This is a genomic window from Limnohabitans simekii (SeqCode) (assembly GCF_965234735.1).
Lineage (GTDB): Bacteria > Pseudomonadota > Gammaproteobacteria > Burkholderiales > Burkholderiaceae_C > Limnohabitans > Limnohabitans simekii.
The window spans coordinates 58,980-80,145 of record NZ_OZ248546.1 but is presented as its reverse complement, the minus strand read 5'-3'; the positions used below and the strand labels follow the sequence as shown (position 1 = coordinate 80,145).

Below are 21,166 nucleotides of genomic sequence, written 5' to 3'. Positions count from 1 at the left end.
CTTTCACCACCACAGGCCCCATGACCGACCAATCCTTGCCCCAGTTGGACGCAGACAGTTTCCAAACACCCCAACTGCAGATGCTGCGCAGTGAAAACGCCTCAAGCCATGCGCCGCGCATTTTGATGTTGTATGGCTCGCTGCGCGAACGTTCTTACAGCAAACTGCTCACCTTAGAAGCCGCGCGTTTGTTGGAACGCATGGGCGCTGAGGTGAAAGTGTTCGATCCTTTGGGTCTGCCGCAGCCCGATGCCGCACCCGACAGCCATCCCAAGGTGCAAGAGCTGCGCAACTTGGCGACATGGTCCGAGGGTATGGTTTGGTGCTCGCCCGAGCGGCACGGTGCCATGACCGGCATCATGAAAAGCCAAATCGATTGGATTCCCCTGTCGGTGGGCGCAGTGCGTCCCACACAAGGCAAAACCTTGGCGGTGATGGAGGTGAGCGGGGGTTCGCAGTCGTTCAATGCGGTGAACCAAATGCGCATCTTGGGCCGCTGGATGCGCATGTTGACCATCCCGAATCAAAGCTCGGTGGCCAAGGCGTTTTTGGAGTTTGAAGAAAACGGCCGCATGAAGCCTTCAGCCTACTTCGACCGGGTGGTGGATGTGATGGAAGAGTTGGTGAAGTTCACTCTGCTCACGCGCGACGTGGCGCCTTATTTGGTGGACCGTTACAGCGAACGCAAAGAGTCTGCTGAAGCGCTTTCTAAGCGGATCAATCAGAAGACCATTTGAGCAGGGCGCAACCCTGACAAGCGGTGTCTTGAATCAAGTGCGAAAGAGATTTTCAAGGCGTTGAACATCTTCAACCGTGTTGAGATTGCGAAACGCCAAGGGGTCTTCAAACGGCACTTCCACGGTGTGATGCAGCGCGGTCCAAGCGCCTATTTTTCTTCCGCCCTCTGCCAAGAAGCTTTGCAAGCTGTCCTTCAGCGTCACCTTCAACACACAAAACACCGGTTGTCGGCGCAGCACGCCATCTTCTTCCGGGGCAGCGGCCATTGCAATATCTGCCCCTTGGTTTTGCAAGGCAAGTACCAAACGCTCTGCTAAATTCAAAGGAAAAAAAGGCGTGTCACACGGCACAGTCAGCAGGTAGGGATGGGGGCAGTGCGTCATGCCCACCAAGAAGCCCGCCAAGGGCCCTGCAAAGTCGGCTTGCGCATCGGGCCACACCTCAAAACCCAAAGCTTGGTAGTCGGCCAAATGCCGATTGGCATTGATTGCAACGGATGCCACGGCCAAACTTTGCGCTTGCAAGCGCTTGACCGCATGCATCACCAAGCTTTGCCCTTGCAGCAGTTGCAAGCCTTTGTCCACGCCGTTCATGCGTGAACCTTGACCACCGGCCAACACCACCCCGCCCAGTTTCATGTCTTCATTCATTGTGGTTTTGCTTGGTAACAGATCGCCATTATCTTGGCGAGCGCTTCGCGCCTGAGCCACTACGGGTTAGTCCTAGGGCACATGCTGGTGTAATTCGCTCTCGGTGATATCTCTTCACCATGGACTCTCAAGGATTTGGATATGCCCCAAGCTGGACTGATGATGGAACTGCCTTTGCTGCTCTCAGGGGTGCTGCAGCACGCCGAGGCGCAAAACGGCCAGGTGGATGTGGTGTCCCGCGAAACCCACGGGCCGCTGTTTCGCTACACCTATGCCGATTGCGCCAAGCGGGCACGTCAGTTGGCCAATGCGCTGGCCGGTTTGGGTTTGCAAGCAGGCGATGTGGTGGGATCCATCGCGTGGAACAACCACCGGCATTTGGAGTCCTATTACGCGGTCTCGGGCAGTGGCATGGTGATGCACACCTGCAACCCGCGCCTGCACCCGGATCAACTCATCTACATCATCAACCACGCCGAAGACAAAGTGGTGTTGTTTGACACCACCTTTGCGCCTTTGGTGAAAACGATTGCCGCCCATTGCCCGCAGGTGGTGGCCTGGGTCTGCTTGGGGGACGCGGCCAGCACGGCGGCCCTGGAAGGCATCCCGCATTTGCATGCCTATGACACCCTGGTGGACCAGGCCTCAGACAAATTCGAGTGGCCGCAGTTTGACGAGCACACCGCCGCAGCGCTTTGCTACACCTCGGGCACCACGGGCAACCCCAAGGGCGTCATGTATTCGCACCGCGCCATCGTGCTCAGTGCCATCACTTGTTGCATGCCCAGTTTGCTGTGTTTGTCTCCGCAAGAAACCATCTTGCCGGTGGTGCCCATGTTCCACATCAACGCCTGGTGCATCCCCTACGCGGCGTTTGTGGGCGGCGCCAAGCTGGTGCTGCCCGGCCCGAAGTTGGATGGTGCGTCCCTTTATGAATTGATTGAGTCCGAGGGCGTGACCATCAGCGCGGGGGTGCCTACGATTTGGCAAGCCTTGTTGGCGCATGTCGAGCAACACAATTTGCGCTTCACCAGCATGCGCCGCACCGCGGTGGGCGGCTCGGCCATGCCCAAGGCTTTGATTGCCAAATTCATGGCGGTGTATCAGGTGGAGGTGCGCCACGGTTGGGGCATGACCGAAACCACGGCGGTGGCCACCATGGGCACGTTGACACCCGCCCTCACGCAACAAGCGGCTTCGGTGCAATACGACCACTTGGCCAAGCAAGGCAAAACCGTTCATGGCGTGAGCATCAAACTGTTGGATGAAAACGGCCAGGACATTCCCCGCGATGGTCAGACCCAGGGCGAGTTGATGGTGCGCGGCCACTGGATTTTGTCGTCCTACTTCAAGGGCGAAAAATCACCTTTGGTGAATGGCTGGTTTCCCACCGGCGACATCGCCACCATCGACGCCGATGGTGTGATGCAAATCCGTGACCGCGTCAAAGACGTCATCAAAACCGGTGGCGAATGGATCAGCTCGATCGACCTGGAAAACGTGGCGCTGGAACACCCGGCAGTGGCCATGGCCGCAGTGATTGGCGTGGAAGACCCGAAGTGGGGCGAGCGGCCTTTGCTGTTCATCGTGCGCAAGCCCTCGGCCACGCTGGAGAGCGCCGACATTTTGGATTTCTTGGCCAGCAAAGTGGCCAAGTGGTGGGTGCCCGAGCGGGTGGTTTTCCTCGATGCACTGCCCTTGGGCGGCACTGGCAAGATTCAAAAATCCGAATTGCGCAAGGCTTACCGATAAGGGCGTTTAAAAAACGGCAGGGTCACCATCGGGGTTCAGACCCCTTTCACTTGCCTTGCATACAGGCCTGCAGCTGCCTGACACTGGCGGCCACGTCCTCGGCCCCGGTGATGGCCCGCACCACGGCCACCGAACCCACACCACTTTGCAAAACGCTGGGCATGGCGGCCAAGTCGATGCCGCCAATCGCCACCAATGAGCGATGCCGCATCAAACGCGCGTATTTGTTCAAACGCCCCAAGCCTTGCGGCGCGGTTTCCATGCGTTTCAAGGTGGTGGGAAACACCGCACCTAAGGCGATGTAGCTGGGTTCGTGTTGTGCGGCACGCAGCATTTCCACATAGCCGTGGCTGCTCAATCCCAGCCGCAAACCACTGGCGCGGATGCGTTCCAGCGGCGCGTCTTGCATGTCCTCTTGGCCCAAGTGCACGCCATATGCACCTGCCTCGATGGCTGCTTCCCAGTGGTCGTTGATGAACAACAAACTCTGGCTGCCTTGAACGGCTTTCACCGCAGCTTGCACCTCGCGCTGCACAGCAGCAGCGTCATCTGACTTGAAACGCAGTTGCACCGTGGGCACACCCAGATCCACCATGCGAGCCACCCATGCCGCATCCGGCAGCACGGCGTACAAGCCCAGAGCTTGCGGGCAGCGTGCAAAAGCCTTGGCGCTGGGCTCGGTGGACAAACCAAAGTCAGCGGGTTCTTCGGGCCAAGCCGCAGGGTCGAAGCTGCCGGTGCGCTGGGTTTGCGCGGTCCAAGCCTGGGCCACGCACTGGGCATCGTGTTCCAAAAAACCCAACAGCCGAGCGGCCATCAGGCTGGCGGCAAAGCTGTCTTTAGTTTGCACACCTCGCTGAACATCCGCCAAGTCGGGTGGATTGCCAATTTGCAAGCTGCTGTGCAGCTGCGCCATGTGTTGCGCTTGTTCGAGGCTGTTCATGCGTGGTGCCAAAAAGGAGTGCCCAACACGGGGGTGCTGGCTTGGGCGGTTTCTTGGGGCTGCATCGCACCCGACAGGTAGGCGGCGCGTCCGGCTTTCACCGCGTTGGCAAAGGCTTCGGCCATGGCGGCAGGATGGGTGGCCAAGGCCACGGCGGTGTTCAAGAGCACCGCGTCATAGCCCCATTCCATCACCTGGCAAGCATGTGAGGGCAGGCCCAAGCCCGCGTCCACGATCAGCGGCACCTTCAGGCGTTCACGCAGCAGTTGCATGGCGTAGGGGTTGATCGGGCCCTTGCCGGTGCCAATCGGTGCAGCCCAGGGCATGACGGCTTGGCAGCCCACATCCACCAGGCGCTGGCACAGCACCAGGTCTTCGGTGCAATAGGGCAGCACCTTGAACCCGGCTTTGATCAGGCGTTCGGCGGTCTCGGGCAGCTTCAAGGTGTCGGGTTGCAAGGTGTAGTCGTCGCCCATCAGCTCCAGCTTCAACCAATCGGTTTCAAACACCTCACGCGCCATCTCGGCGGTGGTCAGCACCTCTTGCACACTGTGACAGCCCGCGGTGTTGGGCAGCACCGGCACTTTCAGTTCTTTGAGCAAGTTGAAAAACTCGGGCGAGGCTTTGGCATGGGCGGTTTGCCGCCGCAGCGAGGCGGTCAGCATGGCCGGTTGCGCCAAACGCACCGCATCGGCCAGCACCTGCGGCGAGGGGTAGCGCGAGGTGCCCAGCAGCAGGCGGCTGGCGAAGCTTTCGCCGTACAGCACCAAGGGGTCGTGTAGGGGGGTCATGAGTTCATCCTCCGGTGATGGGTGCGATCAATTCCACCTGGTCGTTGGCCGAAAGCAGGTGGGTGGCGTACTGGCTGCGTGGCACAAACTGCAAATTCACGGCTGCGGCAAATGGCGGCGTCACACCAGCCGCTGTGATGGCGTCTTGCAAACAGGCTGGTGCGGGCAGTTGGTAGGCCATTTGATTGATCAAAACAGTGATGTTGTCGCTCATGCATCACCTCCGATGGCCGCCTGCGGGGGCGCTGCCCTGTGCAACAGGCCAAACTGCTGGGCCAAAGTGGCATCGCCTTGCAGCAGGGCCAGCGCCGCGTCCAGCATCGCCGTCGCGATCAAAAAGCCATGGCGGTACAGGCCGTTGATTTGCCACACCCGTGGCCCCAAAGCTTGGATGGCTGGCAGGTTGTTGGGCAAGGTGGGGCGGGCTTGGGTGTTGATTTCCAAAATACGCGCTTCGGCAAAACCGCTGTGCACACTGTAGGCCGCACTCAGCAGTTCCAAGGTTGATCTCACGCTGGCGGCAGAGACATCGTCGGTTTCAATCTCGGTGGCGCCCACCACAAAAACGCCGTTTTCTTTGGGCGCGATGTACAGCGGGTAGCGTGGGTGGATGAGCCGAACAGGGCGGCTGATGTGCACCTCGGGCGCATGCAGCCGCAGCACCTCGCCGCGCACACCCCGCAAGCTGCGCCACTGGGGCTTGGCACCCAAGCCCCGGCAGTCAAACAGCGCATCAGCCTGGGGAAAATCTTCAGGAACATGCGGGCTGTGCCAATGCAACTCGGCGCTGCTGTGTTGCAGGCCCAGCAACAAGGCGTCCAGCAGTTGGCGGTTGTCGAGTTGACCTTCTTGCGGCAGCCACAAGCCTTGTTGAAATTTCTCGGCCAATGCCGGTTCCAAATCAGCCAATTCGGCAGCTTGCAGGGTTTGCGGAGCGGGCAAATCAGGCAGTTGCTGGCGCGTGTGCTGCAGTTTGTCGGCAAAGCGTTTGGCGTCCGAGGCATCTTGGCGGTGCCACACAATGACCGTGCCTTCGCGCTGAAAAAACACCGGCGCGGGCAGGCTGGCCAAGAGCTGTGGCCAGCGTTGCAAGCTGTATTGGCCCATGCGCACCACCGGCAGTTCGGTGATGGCCGATTCAGCCAATGGGGCCAACATGGACGCCGCCACCAGCGCTGCCGCGCCTTGCGCATCTGGTCCCTGGGCTTCAAACACCTGCACCCGATGACCTGCTTGCACCAAACCCCAGGCCAGCAAGCGGCCCATGAGTCCGGCTCCTAACACCACGCAATGCTGGGGGCTCATGCGGCCACCCCGACATAATCAGGGCCATGAACACACATGAATTCACCGGCCAGTACCTTCGCGTGCTGACGATTGCCGGTTCGGACAGCGGCGGCGGCGCAGGCATCCAAGCCGATTTGAAAACCTTCTCTGCGCTGGGCTGCTACGGCATGACCGCCTTGACCGCGCTGACCGCGCAAAACACCCAGGGCGTGCAAGCCATTCAAGGCATTCCAGCTTCGTTTTTGAAGGCGCAGCTGCAATCGGTGCTGGACGACATCGGTGTGGACGCGGTGAAGATTGGCATGCTGCACACCCCCGACATGGTGGAGGTGGTGGCCTGGGCCATCGACCACTACCAACTGAAACAAGTGGTGCTGGACCCGGTGATGGTGGCCACCAGTGGCGACCGCCTGATTGCCGAGGAAACCGTTTCGGTCTTGGTGCGTGAATTGTTTCCTCGGGTGCAACTGTTGACACCGAATTTGGACGAGGCTGCCTTGCTGCTGGGACGCCCCTTGCGCCAAGTGCCGCAATTGCAAGCAGCCGCCAGCGATTTGCAGGCTTTGGGTGCGACAGCTGTGTTGCTCAAAGGCGGTCACTTGGAGGGCAACGAGGTGGTGGATGTGCTGCATCAAACCGGCCATGCGCCCGAGGTGTTCACCTCGGCGCGGATTCACAGCCCGAATGTGCACGGCACCGGTTGCAGTTTGTCGTCGGCCATCGCCGCGCACTTGGCGCTGGGGCACACCCTGTCTTCGGCGGTGGCGCATGCGCGGCAGTACATCTTGCAAGCCATCGCCACCGGTGCCCAAGTGCGCACCGGTCACGGTCATGGACCTTTGAACCATGGCTTCAAACCCGTGGTCATGCATGTGAAACCGCAGACGACACCGGGCGGCTGAACCAAGCCAGCGCGAAGCTGAAGGCCAAGGTGGGCAAAGCCGCGCCGTATTGCGGTGCCCAGTTGGCGGCGGCATGATAGACGCAGATACCAGCGAGCCAAATCAGCGCCGCACCCCATTTCACTGGTACCTTGTCCGAGGCCACGGTGCCTGTGCCCAAGCGGCCCAAGATGACGCCGTAGAGCGGTACGAACACCGAACTGAGCAGCAGCAAAAACGGCTCCAGGTCGTGCATTGGCAACACCACCGCCAAACCGGTGCAAAGCACGGCGATGGCCAAACCCCAATGCTTCACACTCAGGCGCGACCACAGGCTGTGGCTGTTCACCGAAGCCGAGTAGACATCGCCATACGCGTTGTCCAACTCGTCGAGCAAGATCAAACCCAGCGCCAACAAACCGGCTTGCGCCAGCAACAAGGTGTTGACCAAATTCGCGTCGGGGGCCGACACGCTGATGACCATCACACCCAAGGCGTAGCACCACATGTTGGCGATGGCGTAGCCGATCCAGCTGCCGCTCAAGGCGGTTTTGCTGTTGTTGCCGTGGCGTGCATAGTCGGCAATCAGCGGCAACCAAGACACGGGCATGGCGATCACCAAGTCCATGGCCGACAACATGCTTTTCTCGCCGGTGCCGGGGCGGTTCCAAAACGCCGCCCAGCCTTGGGCCTGCAACAAGCCGACAAACTGGTAGCTCAGCCACAGCAGCGACAACACCACCAAGGGCAAGCCGAAGCGGCTGACAAAACTGCGCACCAAGCCCAGCATGGAGCCGGTGGTCAGCAGGGTGAGCACGGTGCCCCACAGCAGGGTGGCGGTCAGTGCTGCGCCCCACCAACTGTCGCCAAACATGGCCAGGGTGCCGTCGCGCATCACCACCAATTCAAACGTGGTCCAACCCACCAATTGCAGGATGTTGAGCAGCACTGGCAAGCGGGCGAAGGAGCTGCCATACACCTGGTGCATCAATCCCGCGCTGGACAAACCGGTGTCGCAGGCGATCTTGGCCACCCAACCCAGCAAGCCTGCGCCCAGCACCGAGCCGAGCACGATGGCCAGCAAAGCATCTTGGGTGCCGACGGCGGGCACCAGGTAAGCGCCCAGTTGAATCACCAGCAAGCCCACGCCCAAGGAGAACCAAAGGGAGGCGTGGCTGTACCAGCCGAAGACGCGTTGATCGGCACCGACGGGCGCCAAGGATTCGTTGTGTGATGTGTTTGCCATCTTGTTCTTTCAAAAAGAATGGCAGTTCGGCGAGGCCTGCAAAGGCTGAAGAGAGCAGCAATGGAGGCCATGCTTCCCTGCGCGAGGATTACCTCAATCAGGTTCAAAGGGACTTTCTCAGCCTTGGTTGTTCAACCTCAGCACCCCTAGCGGATGTCCCCCAAGCTTGGGTGACTGGGTCATTGTAGGCCAGCGTTGGAGGGAGCTTGGTCACTGCGCCATCCGATTCAAAGTGCAGCTGCCCCAAGCCCTTTAAGGTTCAAACGCCCAGGAGCTTGTGCAGTCTGGGCGAGGCCGTGGTGTATTCGAGCGGGATTTTTTGGCCGGGGTTGAGGTAGGCCGCTGCGCCAAAGGCGGCCAAGGTGGCTTCGTGAAAACCGCTCAGGATGAGCTTGCGTTTGCCCGGGTAGTGGTTGATGTCGCCCACCGCAAAAATGCCTGGTGCGCTGGTGGCAAAGTTTTCCGTGTTCACGTTCAGCTGTTTTTTCGCCATTTCCAAGCCCCAATCAGCCAAGGGCCCCAACTGGGGTGTCAAGCCCAGCAGCACCCAAAGTTGATCACAGGGCAGTGGCAGGCTGGCGCCTTCGGGCGTAGCGATGTGCAGCGAAGACAAACGACCGGCTGAGGCATCAAGACCTTGCACCTGGCCCACTTGCAGCCGCACTTGGCTGCTGTCGCAGGCTTGTTTGAAGGCGGTTTGCAAGTGCGCTGAAGCATCCAAGCTGGCGCGGCGGTGCACCAAGGTGACGCTGGCGGGGCCGTGGTTTTGGCTGTCCAACACGGCTTGCACCGCTGCATCGTCACTGCCCACCACCACCAGGTGTTGGCCTTGCAGTGCCAAGTTGTCGGGCATGTGGTGAAACACCTGCGTGCCTTCAAAGGCCTGCAGTTCTGGCAGCGCTAATTTGCGCGGTAAGAAGGCCCCAACACCCGCCGCAATGAACACCATGCGGCTGATGAACTGCTGACCCGCCGAGGTGCTGAGCAACCAGCCGCCATCTGGGTGTGCGGACAAAGCTGAGACTTGCTGGTTCAAATGGAATTGTGGTTTGAAGGGTACGGCTTGCTGCTGCAAGCGATCCACCAGTTCGCGGCCTGTGCAAACCGGCAGGCCAGGGATGTCGTAAATGGGTTTGTCGGGGTAGAGCGCCATGCACTGGCCGCCCACCATGGGGAGGGCATCCACCACCTGGGCGTGGATGTCTTGCAGGCCGAGTTGAAACACCTGAAACAAACCCACCGGCCCAGCGCCTATGACCAAGGCGTCGGTGCGGATGGGGGGGGTGTGGGCAGTCATGGGCAGTTTGGCCAAGCCCAGCAGGCTTTAGCGTTGCAGTTCAGACAGCTTGCCGGTTTTGTCTTTCCAGTCATCGGCGTCTGGCAAGGGCGTTTTGCGCTTGGTGATGCTGGGCCAGCCGATGCGCGACAACTCGGCGTTCATGGCGGTCATGTGCTGCTGATCAGAGGGCACATCCTCTTCGGCGTAGATGGCGTTGACCGGGCACTCGGGGATGCAAACCGCGCAATCGATGCACTCATCAGGGTCGATGGTCAGGAAATTCGGGCCTTCGCGAAAGCAATCGACGGGACAAACGTCCACACAGTCGGTGTATTTGCAGCGGATACAGGCTTCGGTGACAACGTGGGTCATGGTGGGATCTTCAAACGAGGGAAATCAACAAAAGGGTGGATTTTAGGGGCAGGGCCAAAGCGGCTCAAAAATCAGGCTTGAACCAGCGCTGCCGCCGAGGTTTTGTGGCTGGCGGTGTCCACCAAGACCAAAGAACCCAGGATGCGCGACTGCTCGAAAGGCAGGCTGACCAAGGGCTGCTGAAACGCCAGTTGCACATGGCCAATGGCGTTGGAGGGCAGTTCGGTGGCGTCGTGCTCTTGCAAGGTGTTGATGTCCAAGCGGTGCAGGATGCGGCTGACTTTGGCCTTGACCCAGCGGTGGCCATGCAGCGCCCAGTAAACCCGACCGGCCACCAGCGGCTCATCGTCCAGCCAAGCCAAGGTGACATTCAGCTGGGTTTCGGCTTGGACCGAGCTGCCCTCGGCCAGCAGCCAGTCGCCACGCGACACGTCGACTTCATGGTCCAGCACCACACCGGCGCTGTGCCCGGCCGCCACGTCACCGGTTTGCCGAACGGCTGACAACACTTCCTTGATCACCGCGCTTTGACCGCTGGGGAACACCTTGACGCTGTCGCCCACACGGGCCACACCGTTGCCGACCCGGCCCCAATAGACCCGGCGGCCTTTGGAGGTGTCGGCGCTGTCATGGAATTTTTCGACCCATTGCACCGCAAAGGCCAAGGCACCTTCTTCGTCAGCCGGGGTCACCGGCAGCCGCTCGAGCAGTTCGAGCAGGCTGGGGCCGCTGTAGTTGCACCAATCGGCTTGGGCGCTCACCACGTTCCAGCCTTTCAAAGCCGAGATGGGCACGATGGCGTTCACGTCCATACCAGCGTCGTCCGCGAACTGTTGCAAGGCTTGGGCGATGTTGACGAACGCGCTGCTGGCGTCGGCCACGGCGTCGAGCTTGTTGATGGCGAAGATGACCGAGGGCACGCGCAGCAGTTTGAGCAACAGGCTGTGGCGGCGGGTTTGTGGCAGCAGGCTCAAGCCGGGCTGGGCCCAGTCCACCTTGGTGGCGTCCACCAACACCACGGCGGCGTCGGCGCTGGAAGCGGCGGTCACCATGTTGCGGGTGTACTGCTCGTGGCCGGGGGCGTCGCCAATGATGAACTTGCGGGTTTCGGTGCTGAAGTAGCGGTAGGCCACGTCAATGGTGATGCCTTGCTCGCGCTCGGCCGATAAACCATCGGTCAGCAGCGCCAGATCGGTTTCACCTTGGCGTTGCACACCGGCCAAGTGGTCTTGCAACACGGATTTGGAATCAACCAGCAAACGACCAATGAGCGTGGACTTGCCGTCATCCACAGAACCGCAGGTGATGAACTTCAGGGCAGGGCGGGTGGCGAGGTTGGTCGTCATCAGAAATAGCCTTCTTTTTTGCGTTTTTCCATGGAGGCGTCCGAGGTTTGGTCGTCCATGCGGGTGGCGCCGCGTTCACTCACGTCGGCGGCCAGGGTTTCAAGCACGATGGCTTCGGGGTTGGCCGCGGTGCTTTCCACTGGGCAGGTGCAAGTGATGTCGCCCACGGTGCGAAAACGCACTTGGCGTTGCTGCACAGTTTCGCCGTCTTTCGGTGGTGTCATGTGGGTGACCGGCACCAACAGTCCCCGGCGTTCGATCACATCGCGGGTGTGGCTGTAATACAGCGAGGGCAGCGCGATGTGTTCCCGCGAGATGTATTGCCACACATCGAGCTCGGTCCAATTCGAGATGGGGAAAACACGGAAATGCTCGCCCGGGTGCAAGCGGGTGTTGAACAGGTTCCACAACTCGGGGCGTTGCGACTTGGGTTGCCACTGGCCAAAGCTGTCACGGTGGCTGAAGATGCGTTCTTTGGCGCGGGCTTTTTCTTCGTCGCGGCGTGCCCCGCCAATCAAGGCGTCAAAGCGAAATTCTTCAATGGCTTCAAGCAAGGTGACCGACTGGTGCACATTGCGGCTTTCGCCCGGGTGCGCCAAACGCACGGTGCCGCGTTTCATCGAGTCTTCGACACTGCGCACGATGAGTTCAGCACCCAATTCTTTGGCGCGGAAATCGCGGAAGTCGGTCACTTCGGGGAAGTTGTGGCCGGTGTCGATCATCAAGAGGGGATAGGGGATGCGGCCAGCACCAAAAGCTTTTTCTGCGCACTTGAGCATGACCAAAGAATCTTTGCCGCCTGAAAACAGCAGGGTGGGGCGCTCGAACGCAGCCGCCACTTCGCGCAGGATGAAGATGGTTTCTTCTTCCAGTGCATCCAGGTGGGCGTTGCTGAGGTGAGGCAACTCGGTGTGGGTGATGGCGTTCATGTTCTTCTCGTTCAAATGTTGTACAGATTCGTTTCAGTGCATTGTGGGTTGCGGCAGGTGACGATTTGTGGCGCGAAGCGGCTCATGAGGAACCTGTCGCAACACACAACGCACAGGCCATCAAGCCTTGACATGCAAACCGCACTCCTTGGCGTTCTCGTCCTCCCACCACCAGCGGCCAGCGCGGAAATCCTCGCCCAAGCTGATGGCGCGGGTGCACGGGGCGCAGCCGATGCTGGGAAAAAACTGGTCGTGCAGCGGGTTGTAGTCCACCTGGTGCGTGGCGATGTAGTGCCACACGTCGCCCCAGGTCCAGTCCACCAGTGGGTTGAGCTTGAGGATGGGCACACCGTTGGTGACATCGGCCTCTTGGGCGGCCACTTCGGCGCGGGCTTGAGATTGTTCACGGCGCAAACCGGTGATCCAGGCTTTTTGACCTTGCAAGGCACGGCCCAAGGGTTCGAGTTTGCGCACACCACAGCAGGCTTTGCGGTTGGCGATGCTGTCGAAAATGCCTTGTTGACCAGGACTCTTCACAAAAGCCAACACGGCTTCGTGCTGGGGCTTGAACACCTGAATGGGTGCGCGTGAATGGGCTTGCAAGCGCTCCAACAATGCCAAGGTATCTGCATGCAGAGCGCCGGTTTCCAGCACAAACACGGGAATGTCGAGTTGCAAACTGTTCAGAATATGGGTGATGACCACGTCTTCAGCGCCCAAGCTGGAGGCCTGTTTCAAAGGCTGCAGTTCAGCGGCTGCGCTTTTCAATTGCGCTTGTGTGGCGGCCAGCTTCTCTGCGAATTGGGCGCTGGGTTTGGCGTGCAGTTGTGTGGCGGGGGTGAGGGGTTTCATCGTGCAAACAGAGGTTGGGGTTGGGCCACATCGCCTTGGTAGAAAGCGCTGAAGTGGGACAGCAATTCTCGCCCCTTGGCCAGGCTCTGGTCGGCGCGAAGCACGGCGCTTGAAAAGCCGCAGCGTTGCATTTGCTGCAATTGGTCTACCAGCACATCGCCGGTGGCGCGAATATCGCCTTTGAAGCCGCAGCGGCGGCGCAGCATCAGGGCTTGGCTGAAAGCGCGGCCATCGGTGAAGCTGGGGAAGTGCAGCTCAATGATTTGCACGCCTTGCAGGTTTTGCGACAAGGCATCCGCGTCATTGCCCAGTTGCAAATCGGCAGCCTGAAGTTGGTCTGTGTGAGAAAGCAATTGCATGGTGTTCTTTCAGGCGGCAGGGCTCAAGGCTTCGTCGTCCGACGGATGGCGTGCCGCATTGGCTGCGGTTTTGAAGGTGTCAAACCCCAAGCGCTGTACCGCGTCAATGAAAGTCTCGCCATGCTGGCGCTGCTCGGAATACACCTGCAACACCGCATCAATCACATCCACCACTTCAGCCGACGAGAACGACGGCCCCACCACTTTCCCGGGCTTGGGTGTGCCACTCAAGGCAGAACCATCCGAGCCACCCAAGGTCACCTGGTACCACTCTTTGCCGTCTTTATCCACGCCCAAGATGCCGATGTGGCCGCTGTGGTGGTGGCCGCACGAGTTGATGCAGCCGCTGATGTGCAAATCTATTTCGCCCAGGTCGAACAATTCGTCGAGGTCTTGGTAGCGCTCGGTGATGGCAGCGGCCAGGGGCAAGGAACGCGCATTCGCCAAATCGCAATAGTCGCCACCGGGGCAGGCGATCATGTCGGTCAACATGCGGATATTGGGTTTGGCCAAGCCCAAGGCTTTCGCGGCTTGGTAGAGCGCTGGCAATTGGTCGGCCGCCACCCAAGGCAACACCAAATTTTGATCGTGGCTGACACGGGCTTCACCGGCTGAAAACTGGTCTGCCAATTGCGCCGATGCGTCAAGTTGATCGGCTGTGGCGTCGCCAGGCGCTTGTCCCAAGCGCTTGAAGGACAAGGTGACCACGCGTAAATGCGGGTTGCGGTGGGGTGCCACGTTTTGTTGCAACCAACGTGCAAAGTTTTTATCGGCGTCCGCGGCTTGGTTCAGTTGCGTCAACACCTCCTCGGCGGACAAATGGGTTTTGTCCGCCAAACTGGGTGGCACAAAACTCGCAGTCACGCGGTTCAACTCGGCCTGGGTGATGGTGTGCGGCGCACCGTCTTGCGTGACGATGCGCTGGTACTCGGCTTCGACTTGGTCAATGTAGTTTTGACCTTCGGCCTTCACCAAAATTTTGATACGGGCTTTGTACTTGTTGTCACGGCGACCAAACAGGTTGTAGACCCGAATCACGGCTTCCAAAAAATTCAGGATTTGATCCCAAGGCAAAAACTCACGGATGACGGTGCCGATGATGGGTGTGCGGCCCATGCCGCCGCCCACCATGACGCGAAAGCCCACGTCGCCCGCAGCGTTGCGGTGCACTTGCAAACCCACGTCGTGCCAGGCCGTGGCGGCGCGGTCTTCTTCAGCGCCGCTGATGGCGATTTTGAATTTGCGCGGCAGGAAAGCGAACTCGGGGTGCAAGGTGCTCCACTGACGCAAGATTTCAGCAAAGGCACGCGGATCGACGATTTCATCCACCGCCACACCCGCGCGTTCATCGGCGGTGATGTTGCGGATGCAATTGCCACTGGTTTGAATGCCGTGCATGTTCACCGAGGCCAACAGGTCCATCACATCCGCGCTTTTCTCCAGCGGGATCCAGTTGTATTGCAGGTTTTGCCGCGTGGTGAAGTGGGCATAGCCATAGCTCAGCGCTGGTGCGGGAATGCCGCCAATCGCGTCTTGTTTGGTTTGTGCTGCTTTAAACAGGGCTTCATCCGGACGGTCAAATTCACGGGCAATGCGGGCCAAGACACGCAGTTGGGCGCTGTTGAGTTCGCCATACGGCACAGCCACGCGCAGCATGGGCGCATAGCGCTGCAGATACCAGCCGTTTTGCAAACGCAGCGGGCGGAATTCTTCCTCGCTGAGTTGGCCATTCAGACGGCGGGTCAGTTGGTCGCGGTATTGGGCGGCACGCTCTTGCACAAAGCGGCGGTCAAAGTCGGTGTATTGGTACATATAACGCTCAGATGAAAACGAGTTTGCTGCCAGCCCAAGCCAGCAACACGGACAGGGCGGAACGGATGACGCGCTCGGACACGCGGGTGACAAAGTGCGAGCCCAGCCAAATGCCTGGCAAAGAACCGCACAGCAACAGGCCCAGCAGTTCCCAGTCCACCGTGCCCAAGGAGGCATGGCCCAAACCGGCCACCAAGGTGAGCGGCACGGCGTAAGCAATGTCCGCAGCAACGATGCGGTACAGCGGCAACTGCGGGTAAAGCAGCATCAATACGGTGACGCCAATGGCACCCGCACCCACCGAGGTGAGCGTGACCATCACGCCAATGAGGGCGCCAAACAACACGGCCCAAAAGAGGTGTTTGGTTTGATCGGGCGCAAGTGAAGCATCTGATGGATCTGTCATTTCCAAACGACGAGGACCGCGGATCGCTTTGTACAAGGTGGCTGCGGCGGTGAGCATGAGGGCGATACCCAGGGTGAAGGTGATCGCGTGTTGAACTTCGGGATTGGACGTGCCCAAGTCGTGCAAGACCCAAAGCGTGAGCAAGGCAGCAGGCACACTGCCCAGGCTCAGGCTGAACACCACCCGCCAAGGAATGATGCGCTGTCGTGCAAAGTTCAACATGCCACCAAACTTGGTGCCCGCTGCAAAGAGCAAATCGGTGCCCACGGCCAGGGCAGGCTTGATGCCAAAGCCAAATATCAACAAGGGCGTCATGAGGGAGCCGCCGCCAACACCAGTCAGGCCCACGATGAAGCCCACCACCAAACCCGCCAAAATGAATGCTAAATTTTCCATAAGGGCGCGACTATAGAGTTGGGTATCAGGGTTACCAACTATTTTTAAGTTGTACGCATATGCCATAAATGTATAAGACGGATTCGTTATGTGTATAGAACGAATAAGTTGTTGGAGACTGATCAAGCCTGATGAACAATCACTTCACTATTTGTAAAAAGGAGACTTTATGAAGATCGAAACCATTGCCGTGCATGCAGGCTACAAACCCGACCCCGTCACCAAGGCGGTGGTGCCGCCCATTTACCAAACCGTGGCTTATGCGTTTGACAGTGCACAGCACGGTGCTGATTTGTTCGACCTGAAAGTGGCGGGCAACATTTACACCCGCATCATGAACCCCACGCAATCGGTGTTGGAAGAGCGGGTGGCAGCGCTTGAAGGCGGCATCGCTGCACTGGCCTTGGCCTCGGGCCAAGCGGCCATCACCTATGCAATTCAAACCATTGCAGAAGCCGGTGACAACATCGTGTCGTCCAGCGCTTTGTATGGTGGCACTTACAACCTGTTTGCCCACACCTTTCCGCAGTTCGGCATAGAAACCCGTTTTGCCGACTATAAAAACCCCGCCAGCTTCGAGCCGCTGATTGATGCCAAAACCAAAGCCATCTATGTGGAATCTTTGGGCAACCCGCAAGGCAATATCACCGACATCGCGGCCATTGCCGCCGTGGCCCACAAGCATGGTGTGCCGCTCATCGTGGACAACACCGTGCCCAGCCCCTATCTGTGGCGTCCCATCGAGCACGGTGCGGACATCGTGGTGCAGTCGCTCACCAAGTATTTGGGTGGACACGGCAACAGCATTGGTGGCGCCATCATCGACTCGGGCAAGTTCCCTTGGGCCGAGCACAAAGCACGCTTCAAACGCTTGAACGAACCCGATGTGAGCTACCACGGTGTGGTCTACACCGAAGCCTTGGGGCCAGCCGCTTTCATTGGCCGTGCTCGTGTCGTGCCCTTGCGCAACACCGGTGCGGCCATTTCACCGTTCAATGCCTTCCTCATCCTGCAAGGCATTGAAACCCTGGCACTGCGCATGGACCGCATCAGCGACAACGCATTGGCTGTGGCGCAGCATTTGAAGAAACACCCCAAGGTGAAATGGGTCAACTACGCGGGTCTGCCAGACCACCCCGACCATGCTTTGGTGAAAAAGTATTTGCGCGATGGCAAAGCCTCGGGCCTGCTCACCTTTGGCGTGGACGGTGGCCGCGAAGGTGGGGCGCGTTTCCTCGATGCGCTGCAACTCTTCACCCGCTTGGTCAACATTGGGGATGTGCGCTCTTTGGCCACGCACCCTGCATCCACCACGCACCGCCAACTCAACCCCGAAGAGTTGGCCAAGTCGGGCGTGACAGAGGACACCGTGCGCTTGTGCGTGGGCATCGAGCACATCGATGACTTGCGTGCAGACCTGGACCAGTCCTTGGCCGCTGTTTAAGCAGCATCAGTCACAGCGCATCGCTTTGAGCAAGCTCTCCGACACCGGGGGCTTGCTCTTTTCCATTTGCGCGGCCAACACATCGGCGCACAGCAGTGACAGCGTGAGGCCTCTGGAGCCCATGGCGGTGAGCAGGTGCAAGCCGGGGAATTGCGCTTCGTCCAGGGGCCCGACTTTGGGCATGCGGTTGACCGAGGCGCAGCGCACTCCGCCCCAGCTTTTCAAATGTGCAGCATCTGCAAACTGCGTTTGCAATTGGGCTTCAACCACAGGCAAGAGTTCAGCCAAGCGTTGTTGGTTGTCGTTGTGCGCGGCTTCATCGCTGGCCGCTTTCATGGCGTTGCGCTCGAAGGTGGCCCCGGTGTACCAAGCAGGGCCATCTGGCGTGGGCACGCCGCTCACAAAACTGCCATGGCCGTTCACCGCAAACGGTGGCAAAGGCGTGACATCTTGTTGCAAGCCCCAAGACACCATGCCTGCAATCGGGTGCAAACCCATGTGGTCCAGGTACAGCACTTGGTTCAAAAAATCAGGCGTGTGCGCACCCAAGGCCAACACCACATGCGGTGCAGTTTCGGTGCTGTAGGTGTGTGAGCTGCCCATGTTGGGAATGCTGATGTGGTTTTTCACACGCAAGTGCCATTCGCCTGATGCGTGGCGCTGCATGCTTTCCACCTCGGCTCGCGTCACCACCAAGATGTTGTCGTGCTTCAACAGGGCTTGCACCAAGGCTTGCGGTTTGATCCAAGCGCCTTGCGCTTGCCACAGGGCTTGCGTGGTTAAAGCGGTCAAACCTGCTTGCGCTATCTGTTCATCGGTGGCCAGTTGCACATGGCCATCCCACACATTGTCAGATGCTGGTTCTTGCCAAGGTTTTTTGTCAGCGCCATCGGGTGACAAGCGACGCTCTAAAACGCCGCTGCCCAACCAATCCACACCTTCTTCCAAATGCGCTTGGGCAAAGCGGCGGGTCCGTTGCATGCCTTGGCGGGTGAGTTGCGACAAGGGGTTGTCGTCCACCGACACATGACACGACATCACGCCGACCGGCACACCCGAACCGCCGTGGCCTGGCGCTTCGGCCATTTCCAAGACATTGATCTGCCAGCCGCGTTCGGCCAACGCCCGGGCAGCGGCGGCACCCGCCAAGCCCGCGCCAACGACGATGGCTTGTTTGTGCTCAGGGTTCATACAGCCGAATCAGGCTGCAGGCGGCACATAGCCTTGCGCGGCATCGGCACCATCGCCAAAGAAATGGTTTTCCATTTGACGCGCCAAATATTGACGGGCACGCAAGTCGGCCAGGTTCAGGCGGTTCTCATTCACCAACATGGTTTGGTGTTTCAACCAAGCAGCCCATGCGTCCTTGCTGACGTTTTCCCAAATGCGTTTGCCCAGGTCACCGGGGTAGGGTGGGAAGTCCAGGCCTTCGGCCTCTTTTTCAAGCTTGATGCAGTGGACAGTGCGTGCCATGAATTTCCTTGTGCGCTATAGACGAGGCGTGACTGTAGCAAGCTTTGAAAAGACTTTTTCATCAGCGCATGACCTGTCCCCAACCAAGGGCAGCATGTGGCCGCTAAACTCGGTCATCACTTCATACTTTTGTCGACATGATCAAGCAACTTTGGAACACCCTGAGCATCACCCAAGCCTTCGCCTTGTTGGCCCTGGGCTGCACAGGCTTGCTGGGGTTTGGCATGTATTTGCAGCATGTGGTGGGCCTGGAGCCTTGCCCCATGTGCATCGTGCAACGCTACGCGATGACGCTCATTGGTGTGGTGGCCTTGCTGGGTTTGGTGTGGCGCTCTGTCTTGGGTGGCCGCGTGTTGGCCCTGCTGGCCGTGTTGCTGGCGGCTGGTGGTGCATTCGTGGCGGCACGACAAACCTGGTTGCAGTGGTACCCGCCCGAGGTGGCCAGCTGCGGGCGCGACTTCTACGGGATGATCGAATCCTTCCCCTTGCAACGTGCCATCCCGCTCATCTTTCGGGGCAGTGGCGATTGCAGCAAAGTGGATTGGACGTTTTTAGGCGGCTCGATTGCCAACTGGAGTTTCGTGGCCTTTGTCGCCATGGCAGTCTGGATGCTTTTGGTTTTATTGACCAAACTGCGCACGGTGAATGTGGCGAATGATGACGCGCATTGAGCTTTTTGGTGTGAGCTGTGTTCCAGCTAGCCACAAACCCCCCAGCTGGTAAGCCTCAAAGCGCCAATCGCCTTAGACCAGTTTTTTCACCAACACCACGCTCTTGCGGTCCACGTTGTATTTGCGTTGCCGCGCTTCGGGCAACCATTCGATAGGCGACTGCACAAATCCGCGCTTCAAAAACCAGTGCATGGTGCGCGTGGTCAATACAAAAATACTGTCCAAGCCTTGGGCACGGGCGCGTTGCTCGATGCGGCGCAAGATTTTTTCGCCGTCGCCTTGGCCTTGCGAAGACGGTGACACCGTGAGGGCCGCCATTTCACCGGTGCGCTTTTCGGGGTAGGCATAGAGCGCGGCGCAACCGAAGATGACGCCATCGTGCTCGATGACGCTGTAGTTGCCAATGTCGCGTTCCATCTCGGTGCGTTCGCGCCGCACCAAGGTGCCGTCTTGCTCGAACGGTTCGATGAGTTGCAACACGCCGCCCAAGTCGTCCGAGGTGGCTTCACGCAGGCTTTCCAAACGCTCGTCCACCACCATGGTGCCAATGCCGTCGTGCACATAAATTTCCAGCAGCAACACGCCGTCCACCGCGAACGGCAGGATGTGGCTGCGTTCCACACCCGCTTTGCAGGCTTTCACGCAATGCTGCAAATAAAAACCAATGTCGGTGGGTTGCGTGGCCGAGGGCTCTTTGGCCAGCAAGGCCTCGGCCACATCCAAGGGCATTTCCGTGTCGATGGGGTTGTCTTCGCTCTCGGGCTCGTGGGGACGCACACGAATGCCGGGCACTTCGGCGACAAAGATGAGTTTGTCGGCGTGCAAGGCGATGGCCACCGAGGTGGCCACTTCTTCCATGGTCAGGTTGAAAGCTTCGCCCGTGGGTGAGAAGCCAAACGGCGAGATCAACACCATGGCGTCGAGGTTCAGAATTTGGCTGATGCCGGACACGTCGACTTTGCGCACCATGCCCGAGTGTTGGAAGTCCACGCCATCGACGATGCCCACCGGTTTGGCGGTGATGAAATTGCCCGAGATGACGCGCACCGTGGCACCAGCCATCGGCGTGTTGGGCAGGCCTTGACTGAAGGCTGCTTCAATTTCATAGCGCAGTTGGCCTGCGGCTTCTTGGGCGCAATCCAGGGCCACGCTGTCGGTGATGCGCATGCCGTGCGAGTACTGCGGCACATGACCTTTGGCCGCGAGTTGTTCGTTCACCTGCGGGCGAAAGCCGTGCACCAACACCACTTTGACGCCCATGCTTTGGATCATGGCCAGGTCTTGCACCAAGCTGGGCAACTTGCCCGCCGCAATGGCTTCGCCCGAAATGGCCACGACAAAGGTTTTGCCACGGTGCATGTGGATGTAGGGCGCCACCGAACGGAACCAAGGGACGAAGGTGAAATTGAAGACAGTGGACATGGGCGCAGATAATCGGGGGTTGTGAGCCAGTGCGGCCCATTGTCACTCAAGTACCTTTCGTTTTGAACCTCAAGCCTGAATTGAAGATTGACTTCCCCGAGAACCTGCCCGTCAGCG

Annotated in this window: 22 protein-coding genes and 1 riboswitch; of the genes, 5 read left to right on the top strand and 17 right to left on the bottom strand. The window is 59.3% G+C overall.

The annotated features are described in order from the left end of the window. Window positions 1-20: 20 nt before the first annotated feature. A complete protein-coding gene (arsH, locus tag AC8GFP_RS13215; protein WP_506613944.1) occupies window positions 21-737 on the top strand; it encodes an arsenical resistance protein ArsH in 717 nt (238 codons plus the stop codon). 33 nt (window positions 738-770) lie between these two features. Here the strand turns inward: arsH and mobA are convergent, their stop codons facing one another. After that, the gene (gene mobA / locus AC8GFP_RS13210; protein WP_506613942.1) at window positions 771-1,388 is read right to left on the bottom strand and encodes a molybdenum cofactor guanylyltransferase MobA; all 618 of its coding nucleotides are present in this window, start codon (window positions 1,386-1,388) and stop codon (window positions 771-773) included. 141 nt (window positions 1,389-1,529) lie between these two features. On the opposite strand from mobA, the gene AC8GFP_RS13205 reads away from it, so the two are divergent. After that, window positions 1,530-3,140, top strand: coding sequence for a long-chain-fatty-acid--CoA ligase (locus tag AC8GFP_RS13205; RefSeq protein WP_506613940.1), 1,611 nt, complete (start codon window positions 1,530-1,532; stop codon window positions 3,138-3,140). A 46-nt stretch (window positions 3,141-3,186) separates the two neighbouring features. Here the strand turns inward: AC8GFP_RS13205 and AC8GFP_RS13200 are convergent, their stop codons facing one another. Genes AC8GFP_RS13200 through AC8GFP_RS13185 form a run of 4 tightly spaced genes read right to left on the bottom strand, consistent with a single transcriptional unit; the run spans window position 3,187 to window position 6,179 of the window. Further along, on the bottom strand, window positions 3,187-4,083 hold the full coding sequence (locus AC8GFP_RS13200) for a thiamine phosphate synthase (RefSeq protein WP_506613938.1): 897 nt from the start codon (window positions 4,081-4,083) through the stop codon (window positions 3,187-3,189). Beyond that, window positions 4,080-4,874: a thiazole synthase gene (locus AC8GFP_RS13195; RefSeq protein ID WP_506613936.1), complete on the bottom strand. Its 795-nt coding sequence runs from the start codon at window positions 4,872-4,874 to the stop codon at window positions 4,080-4,082. The genes AC8GFP_RS13200 and AC8GFP_RS13195 overlap by 4 nt, the downstream gene beginning before the upstream one ends. A gap of 4 nt (window positions 4,875-4,878) precedes the next feature. After that, window positions 4,879-5,088, bottom strand: coding sequence for a sulfur carrier protein ThiS (thiS, locus tag AC8GFP_RS13190; RefSeq protein WP_506613934.1), 210 nt, complete (start codon window positions 5,086-5,088; stop codon window positions 4,879-4,881). Next, complete coding sequence (locus AC8GFP_RS13185) at window positions 5,085-6,179, bottom strand: FAD-dependent oxidoreductase (protein ID WP_506613932.1); 1,095 nt, start codon at window positions 6,177-6,179, stop codon at window positions 5,085-5,087. Before AC8GFP_RS13185 ends, thiS begins: the two co-directional genes overlap by 4 nt. Before the next feature lie 26 nt (window positions 6,180-6,205). Between AC8GFP_RS13185 and thiD the strand changes: the two genes are divergently transcribed. After that, window positions 6,206-7,063 carry a bifunctional hydroxymethylpyrimidine kinase/phosphomethylpyrimidine kinase gene (gene thiD / locus AC8GFP_RS13180; protein ID WP_506613930.1) on the top strand — a complete coding sequence of 286 codons (858 nt, stop codon included), beginning with the start codon at window positions 6,206-6,208 and terminating at the stop codon, window positions 7,061-7,063. On the opposite strand, the gene AC8GFP_RS13175 is transcribed toward thiD, so the two are convergent. The 9 genes from AC8GFP_RS13175 to AC8GFP_RS13135 all read right to left on the bottom strand — a co-directional run bounded on the left by AC8GFP_RS13175 (window position 7,026) and on the right by AC8GFP_RS13135 (window position 16,039). Further along, a complete protein-coding gene (locus AC8GFP_RS13175; RefSeq protein ID WP_506613928.1) occupies window positions 7,026-8,288 on the bottom strand; it encodes a purine-cytosine permease family protein in 1,263 nt (420 codons plus the stop codon). The two genes, thiD and AC8GFP_RS13175, sit on opposite strands and share 38 nt — an antisense overlap. Window positions 8,289-8,345: 57 nt before the next feature. Then, a riboswitch (TPP riboswitch) is annotated at window positions 8,346-8,446 on the bottom strand. Window positions 8,447-8,547: 101 nt separating this feature from the next. Further along, on the bottom strand, window positions 8,548-9,585 hold the full coding sequence (locus AC8GFP_RS13170; protein WP_506613926.1) for an NAD(P)/FAD-dependent oxidoreductase: 1,038 nt from the start codon (window positions 9,583-9,585) through the stop codon (window positions 8,548-8,550). Window positions 9,586-9,612: 27 nt separating this feature from the next. Beyond that, window positions 9,613-9,939 (bottom strand): ferredoxin FdxA, encoded by a 327-nt coding sequence (gene fdxA / locus AC8GFP_RS13165; RefSeq protein WP_506613924.1) that lies wholly within the window; start codon window positions 9,937-9,939, stop codon window positions 9,613-9,615. A gap of 71 nt (window positions 9,940-10,010) precedes the next feature. Continuing rightward, window positions 10,011-11,285 carry a sulfate adenylyltransferase subunit 1 gene (locus AC8GFP_RS13160; RefSeq protein ID WP_506613922.1) on the bottom strand — a complete coding sequence of 425 codons (1,275 nt, stop codon included), beginning with the start codon at window positions 11,283-11,285 and terminating at the stop codon, window positions 10,011-10,013. Then, window positions 11,285-12,214 carry a sulfate adenylyltransferase subunit CysD gene (cysD, locus tag AC8GFP_RS13155; RefSeq protein WP_506613921.1) on the bottom strand — a complete coding sequence of 310 codons (930 nt, stop codon included), beginning with the start codon at window positions 12,212-12,214 and terminating at the stop codon, window positions 11,285-11,287. Before cysD ends, AC8GFP_RS13160 begins: the two co-directional genes overlap by 1 nt. A gap of 120 nt (window positions 12,215-12,334) precedes the next feature. Beyond that, window positions 12,335-13,066 carry a phosphoadenylyl-sulfate reductase gene (locus tag AC8GFP_RS13150; protein WP_506613919.1) on the bottom strand — a complete coding sequence of 244 codons (732 nt, stop codon included), beginning with the start codon at window positions 13,064-13,066 and terminating at the stop codon, window positions 12,335-12,337. Next, a complete protein-coding gene (locus AC8GFP_RS13145) occupies window positions 13,063-13,425 on the bottom strand; it encodes a DUF934 domain-containing protein (RefSeq protein ID WP_506613917.1) in 363 nt (120 codons plus the stop codon). Before AC8GFP_RS13145 ends, AC8GFP_RS13150 begins: the two co-directional genes overlap by 4 nt. Before the next feature lie 9 nt (window positions 13,426-13,434). Further along, window positions 13,435-15,237, bottom strand: a complete 1,803-nt coding sequence (locus tag AC8GFP_RS13140) for a nitrite/sulfite reductase (protein WP_506613915.1) — start codon at window positions 15,235-15,237, stop codon at window positions 13,435-13,437. 7 nt (window positions 15,238-15,244) lie between these two features. Continuing rightward, window positions 15,245-16,039: a sulfite exporter TauE/SafE family protein gene (locus AC8GFP_RS13135; RefSeq protein WP_506613913.1), complete on the bottom strand. Its 795-nt coding sequence runs from the start codon at window positions 16,037-16,039 to the stop codon at window positions 15,245-15,247. A 169-nt stretch (window positions 16,040-16,208) separates the two neighbouring features. On the opposite strand from AC8GFP_RS13135, the gene AC8GFP_RS13130 reads away from it, so the two are divergent. Then, window positions 16,209-17,483 (top strand): O-acetylhomoserine aminocarboxypropyltransferase/cysteine synthase family protein, encoded by a 1,275-nt coding sequence (locus AC8GFP_RS13130; RefSeq protein WP_506613911.1) that lies wholly within the window; start codon window positions 16,209-16,211, stop codon window positions 17,481-17,483. A 6-nt stretch (window positions 17,484-17,489) separates the two neighbouring features. Here AC8GFP_RS13130 and mnmC1 read toward each other — a convergent pair whose 3' ends face one another. Continuing rightward, window positions 17,490-18,674 carry an FAD-dependent 5-carboxymethylaminomethyl-2-thiouridine(34) oxidoreductase MnmC1 gene (gene mnmC1 / locus AC8GFP_RS13125; RefSeq protein ID WP_506613909.1) on the bottom strand — a complete coding sequence of 395 codons (1,185 nt, stop codon included), beginning with the start codon at window positions 18,672-18,674 and terminating at the stop codon, window positions 17,490-17,492. 9 nt (window positions 18,675-18,683) lie between these two features. Further along, window positions 18,684-18,956 carry an oxidative damage protection protein gene (locus tag AC8GFP_RS13120; RefSeq protein ID WP_506613907.1) on the bottom strand — a complete coding sequence of 91 codons (273 nt, stop codon included), beginning with the start codon at window positions 18,954-18,956 and terminating at the stop codon, window positions 18,684-18,686. 137 nt (window positions 18,957-19,093) lie between these two features. On the opposite strand from AC8GFP_RS13120, the gene AC8GFP_RS13115 reads away from it, so the two are divergent. Beyond that, a complete protein-coding gene (locus tag AC8GFP_RS13115) occupies window positions 19,094-19,627 on the top strand; it encodes a disulfide bond formation protein B (protein ID WP_506613905.1) in 534 nt (177 codons plus the stop codon). 72 nt (window positions 19,628-19,699) lie between these two features. Here the strand turns inward: AC8GFP_RS13115 and argA are convergent, their stop codons facing one another. Next, complete coding sequence (argA, locus tag AC8GFP_RS13110; protein WP_506613903.1) at window positions 19,700-21,049, bottom strand: amino-acid N-acetyltransferase; 1,350 nt, start codon at window positions 21,047-21,049, stop codon at window positions 19,700-19,702. Between the last annotated feature and the right edge of the window lie 117 nt (window positions 21,050-21,166).

Bases quoted from the DNA above. Each gene is read 5' to 3' on its own strand.
- arsH (WP_506613944.1), top strand. From the start codon at position 21: ATGACCGACCAATCCTTGCCCCAGTTGGACGCAGACAGTTTCCAAACA.
- mobA (WP_506613942.1), bottom strand. From the start codon at position 1,388: ATGAATGAAGACATGAAACTGGGCGGGGTGGTGTTGGCCGGTGGTCAA.
- AC8GFP_RS13205 (WP_506613940.1), top strand. From the start codon at position 1,530: ATGCCCCAAGCTGGACTGATGATGGAACTGCCTTTGCTGCTCTCAGGG.
- AC8GFP_RS13200 (WP_506613938.1), bottom strand. From the start codon at position 4,083: ATGAACAGCCTCGAACAAGCGCAACACATGGCGCAGCTGCACAGCAGC.
- AC8GFP_RS13195 (WP_506613936.1), bottom strand. From the start codon at position 4,874: ATGACCCCCCTACACGACCCCTTGGTGCTGTACGGCGAAAGCTTCGCC.
- thiS (WP_506613934.1), bottom strand. From the start codon at position 5,088: ATGAGCGACAACATCACTGTTTTGATCAATCAAATGGCCTACCAACTG.
- AC8GFP_RS13185 (WP_506613932.1), bottom strand. From the start codon at position 6,179: ATGAGCCCCCAGCATTGCGTGGTGTTAGGAGCCGGACTCATGGGCCGC.
- thiD (WP_506613930.1), top strand. From the start codon at position 6,206: ATGAACACACATGAATTCACCGGCCAGTACCTTCGCGTGCTGACGATT.
- AC8GFP_RS13175 (WP_506613928.1), bottom strand. From the start codon at position 8,288: ATGGCAAACACATCACACAACGAATCCTTGGCGCCCGTCGGTGCCGAT.
- AC8GFP_RS13170 (WP_506613926.1), bottom strand. From the start codon at position 9,585: ATGACTGCCCACACCCCCCCCATCCGCACCGACGCCTTGGTCATAGGC.
- fdxA (WP_506613924.1), bottom strand. From the start codon at position 9,939: ATGACCCACGTTGTCACCGAAGCCTGTATCCGCTGCAAATACACCGAC.
- AC8GFP_RS13160 (WP_506613922.1), bottom strand. From the start codon at position 11,285: ATGACGACCAACCTCGCCACCCGCCCTGCCCTGAAGTTCATCACCTGC.
- cysD (WP_506613921.1), bottom strand. From the start codon at position 12,214: ATGAACGCCATCACCCACACCGAGTTGCCTCACCTCAGCAACGCCCAC.
- AC8GFP_RS13150 (WP_506613919.1), bottom strand. From the start codon at position 13,066: ATGAAACCCCTCACCCCCGCCACACAACTGCACGCCAAACCCAGCGCC.
- AC8GFP_RS13145 (WP_506613917.1), bottom strand. From the start codon at position 13,425: ATGCAATTGCTTTCTCACACAGACCAACTTCAGGCTGCCGATTTGCAA.
- AC8GFP_RS13140 (WP_506613915.1), bottom strand. From the start codon at position 15,237: ATGTACCAATACACCGACTTTGACCGCCGCTTTGTGCAAGAGCGTGCC.
- AC8GFP_RS13135 (WP_506613913.1), bottom strand. From the start codon at position 16,039: ATGGAAAATTTAGCATTCATTTTGGCGGGTTTGGTGGTGGGCTTCATC.
- AC8GFP_RS13130 (WP_506613911.1), top strand. From the start codon at position 16,209: ATGAAGATCGAAACCATTGCCGTGCATGCAGGCTACAAACCCGACCCC.
- mnmC1 (WP_506613909.1), bottom strand. From the start codon at position 18,674: ATGAACCCTGAGCACAAACAAGCCATCGTCGTTGGCGCGGGCTTGGCG.
- AC8GFP_RS13120 (WP_506613907.1), bottom strand. From the start codon at position 18,956: ATGGCACGCACTGTCCACTGCATCAAGCTTGAAAAAGAGGCCGAAGGC.
- AC8GFP_RS13115 (WP_506613905.1), top strand. From the start codon at position 19,094: ATGATCAAGCAACTTTGGAACACCCTGAGCATCACCCAAGCCTTCGCC.
- argA (WP_506613903.1), bottom strand. From the start codon at position 21,049: ATGTCCACTGTCTTCAATTTCACCTTCGTCCCTTGGTTCCGTTCGGTG.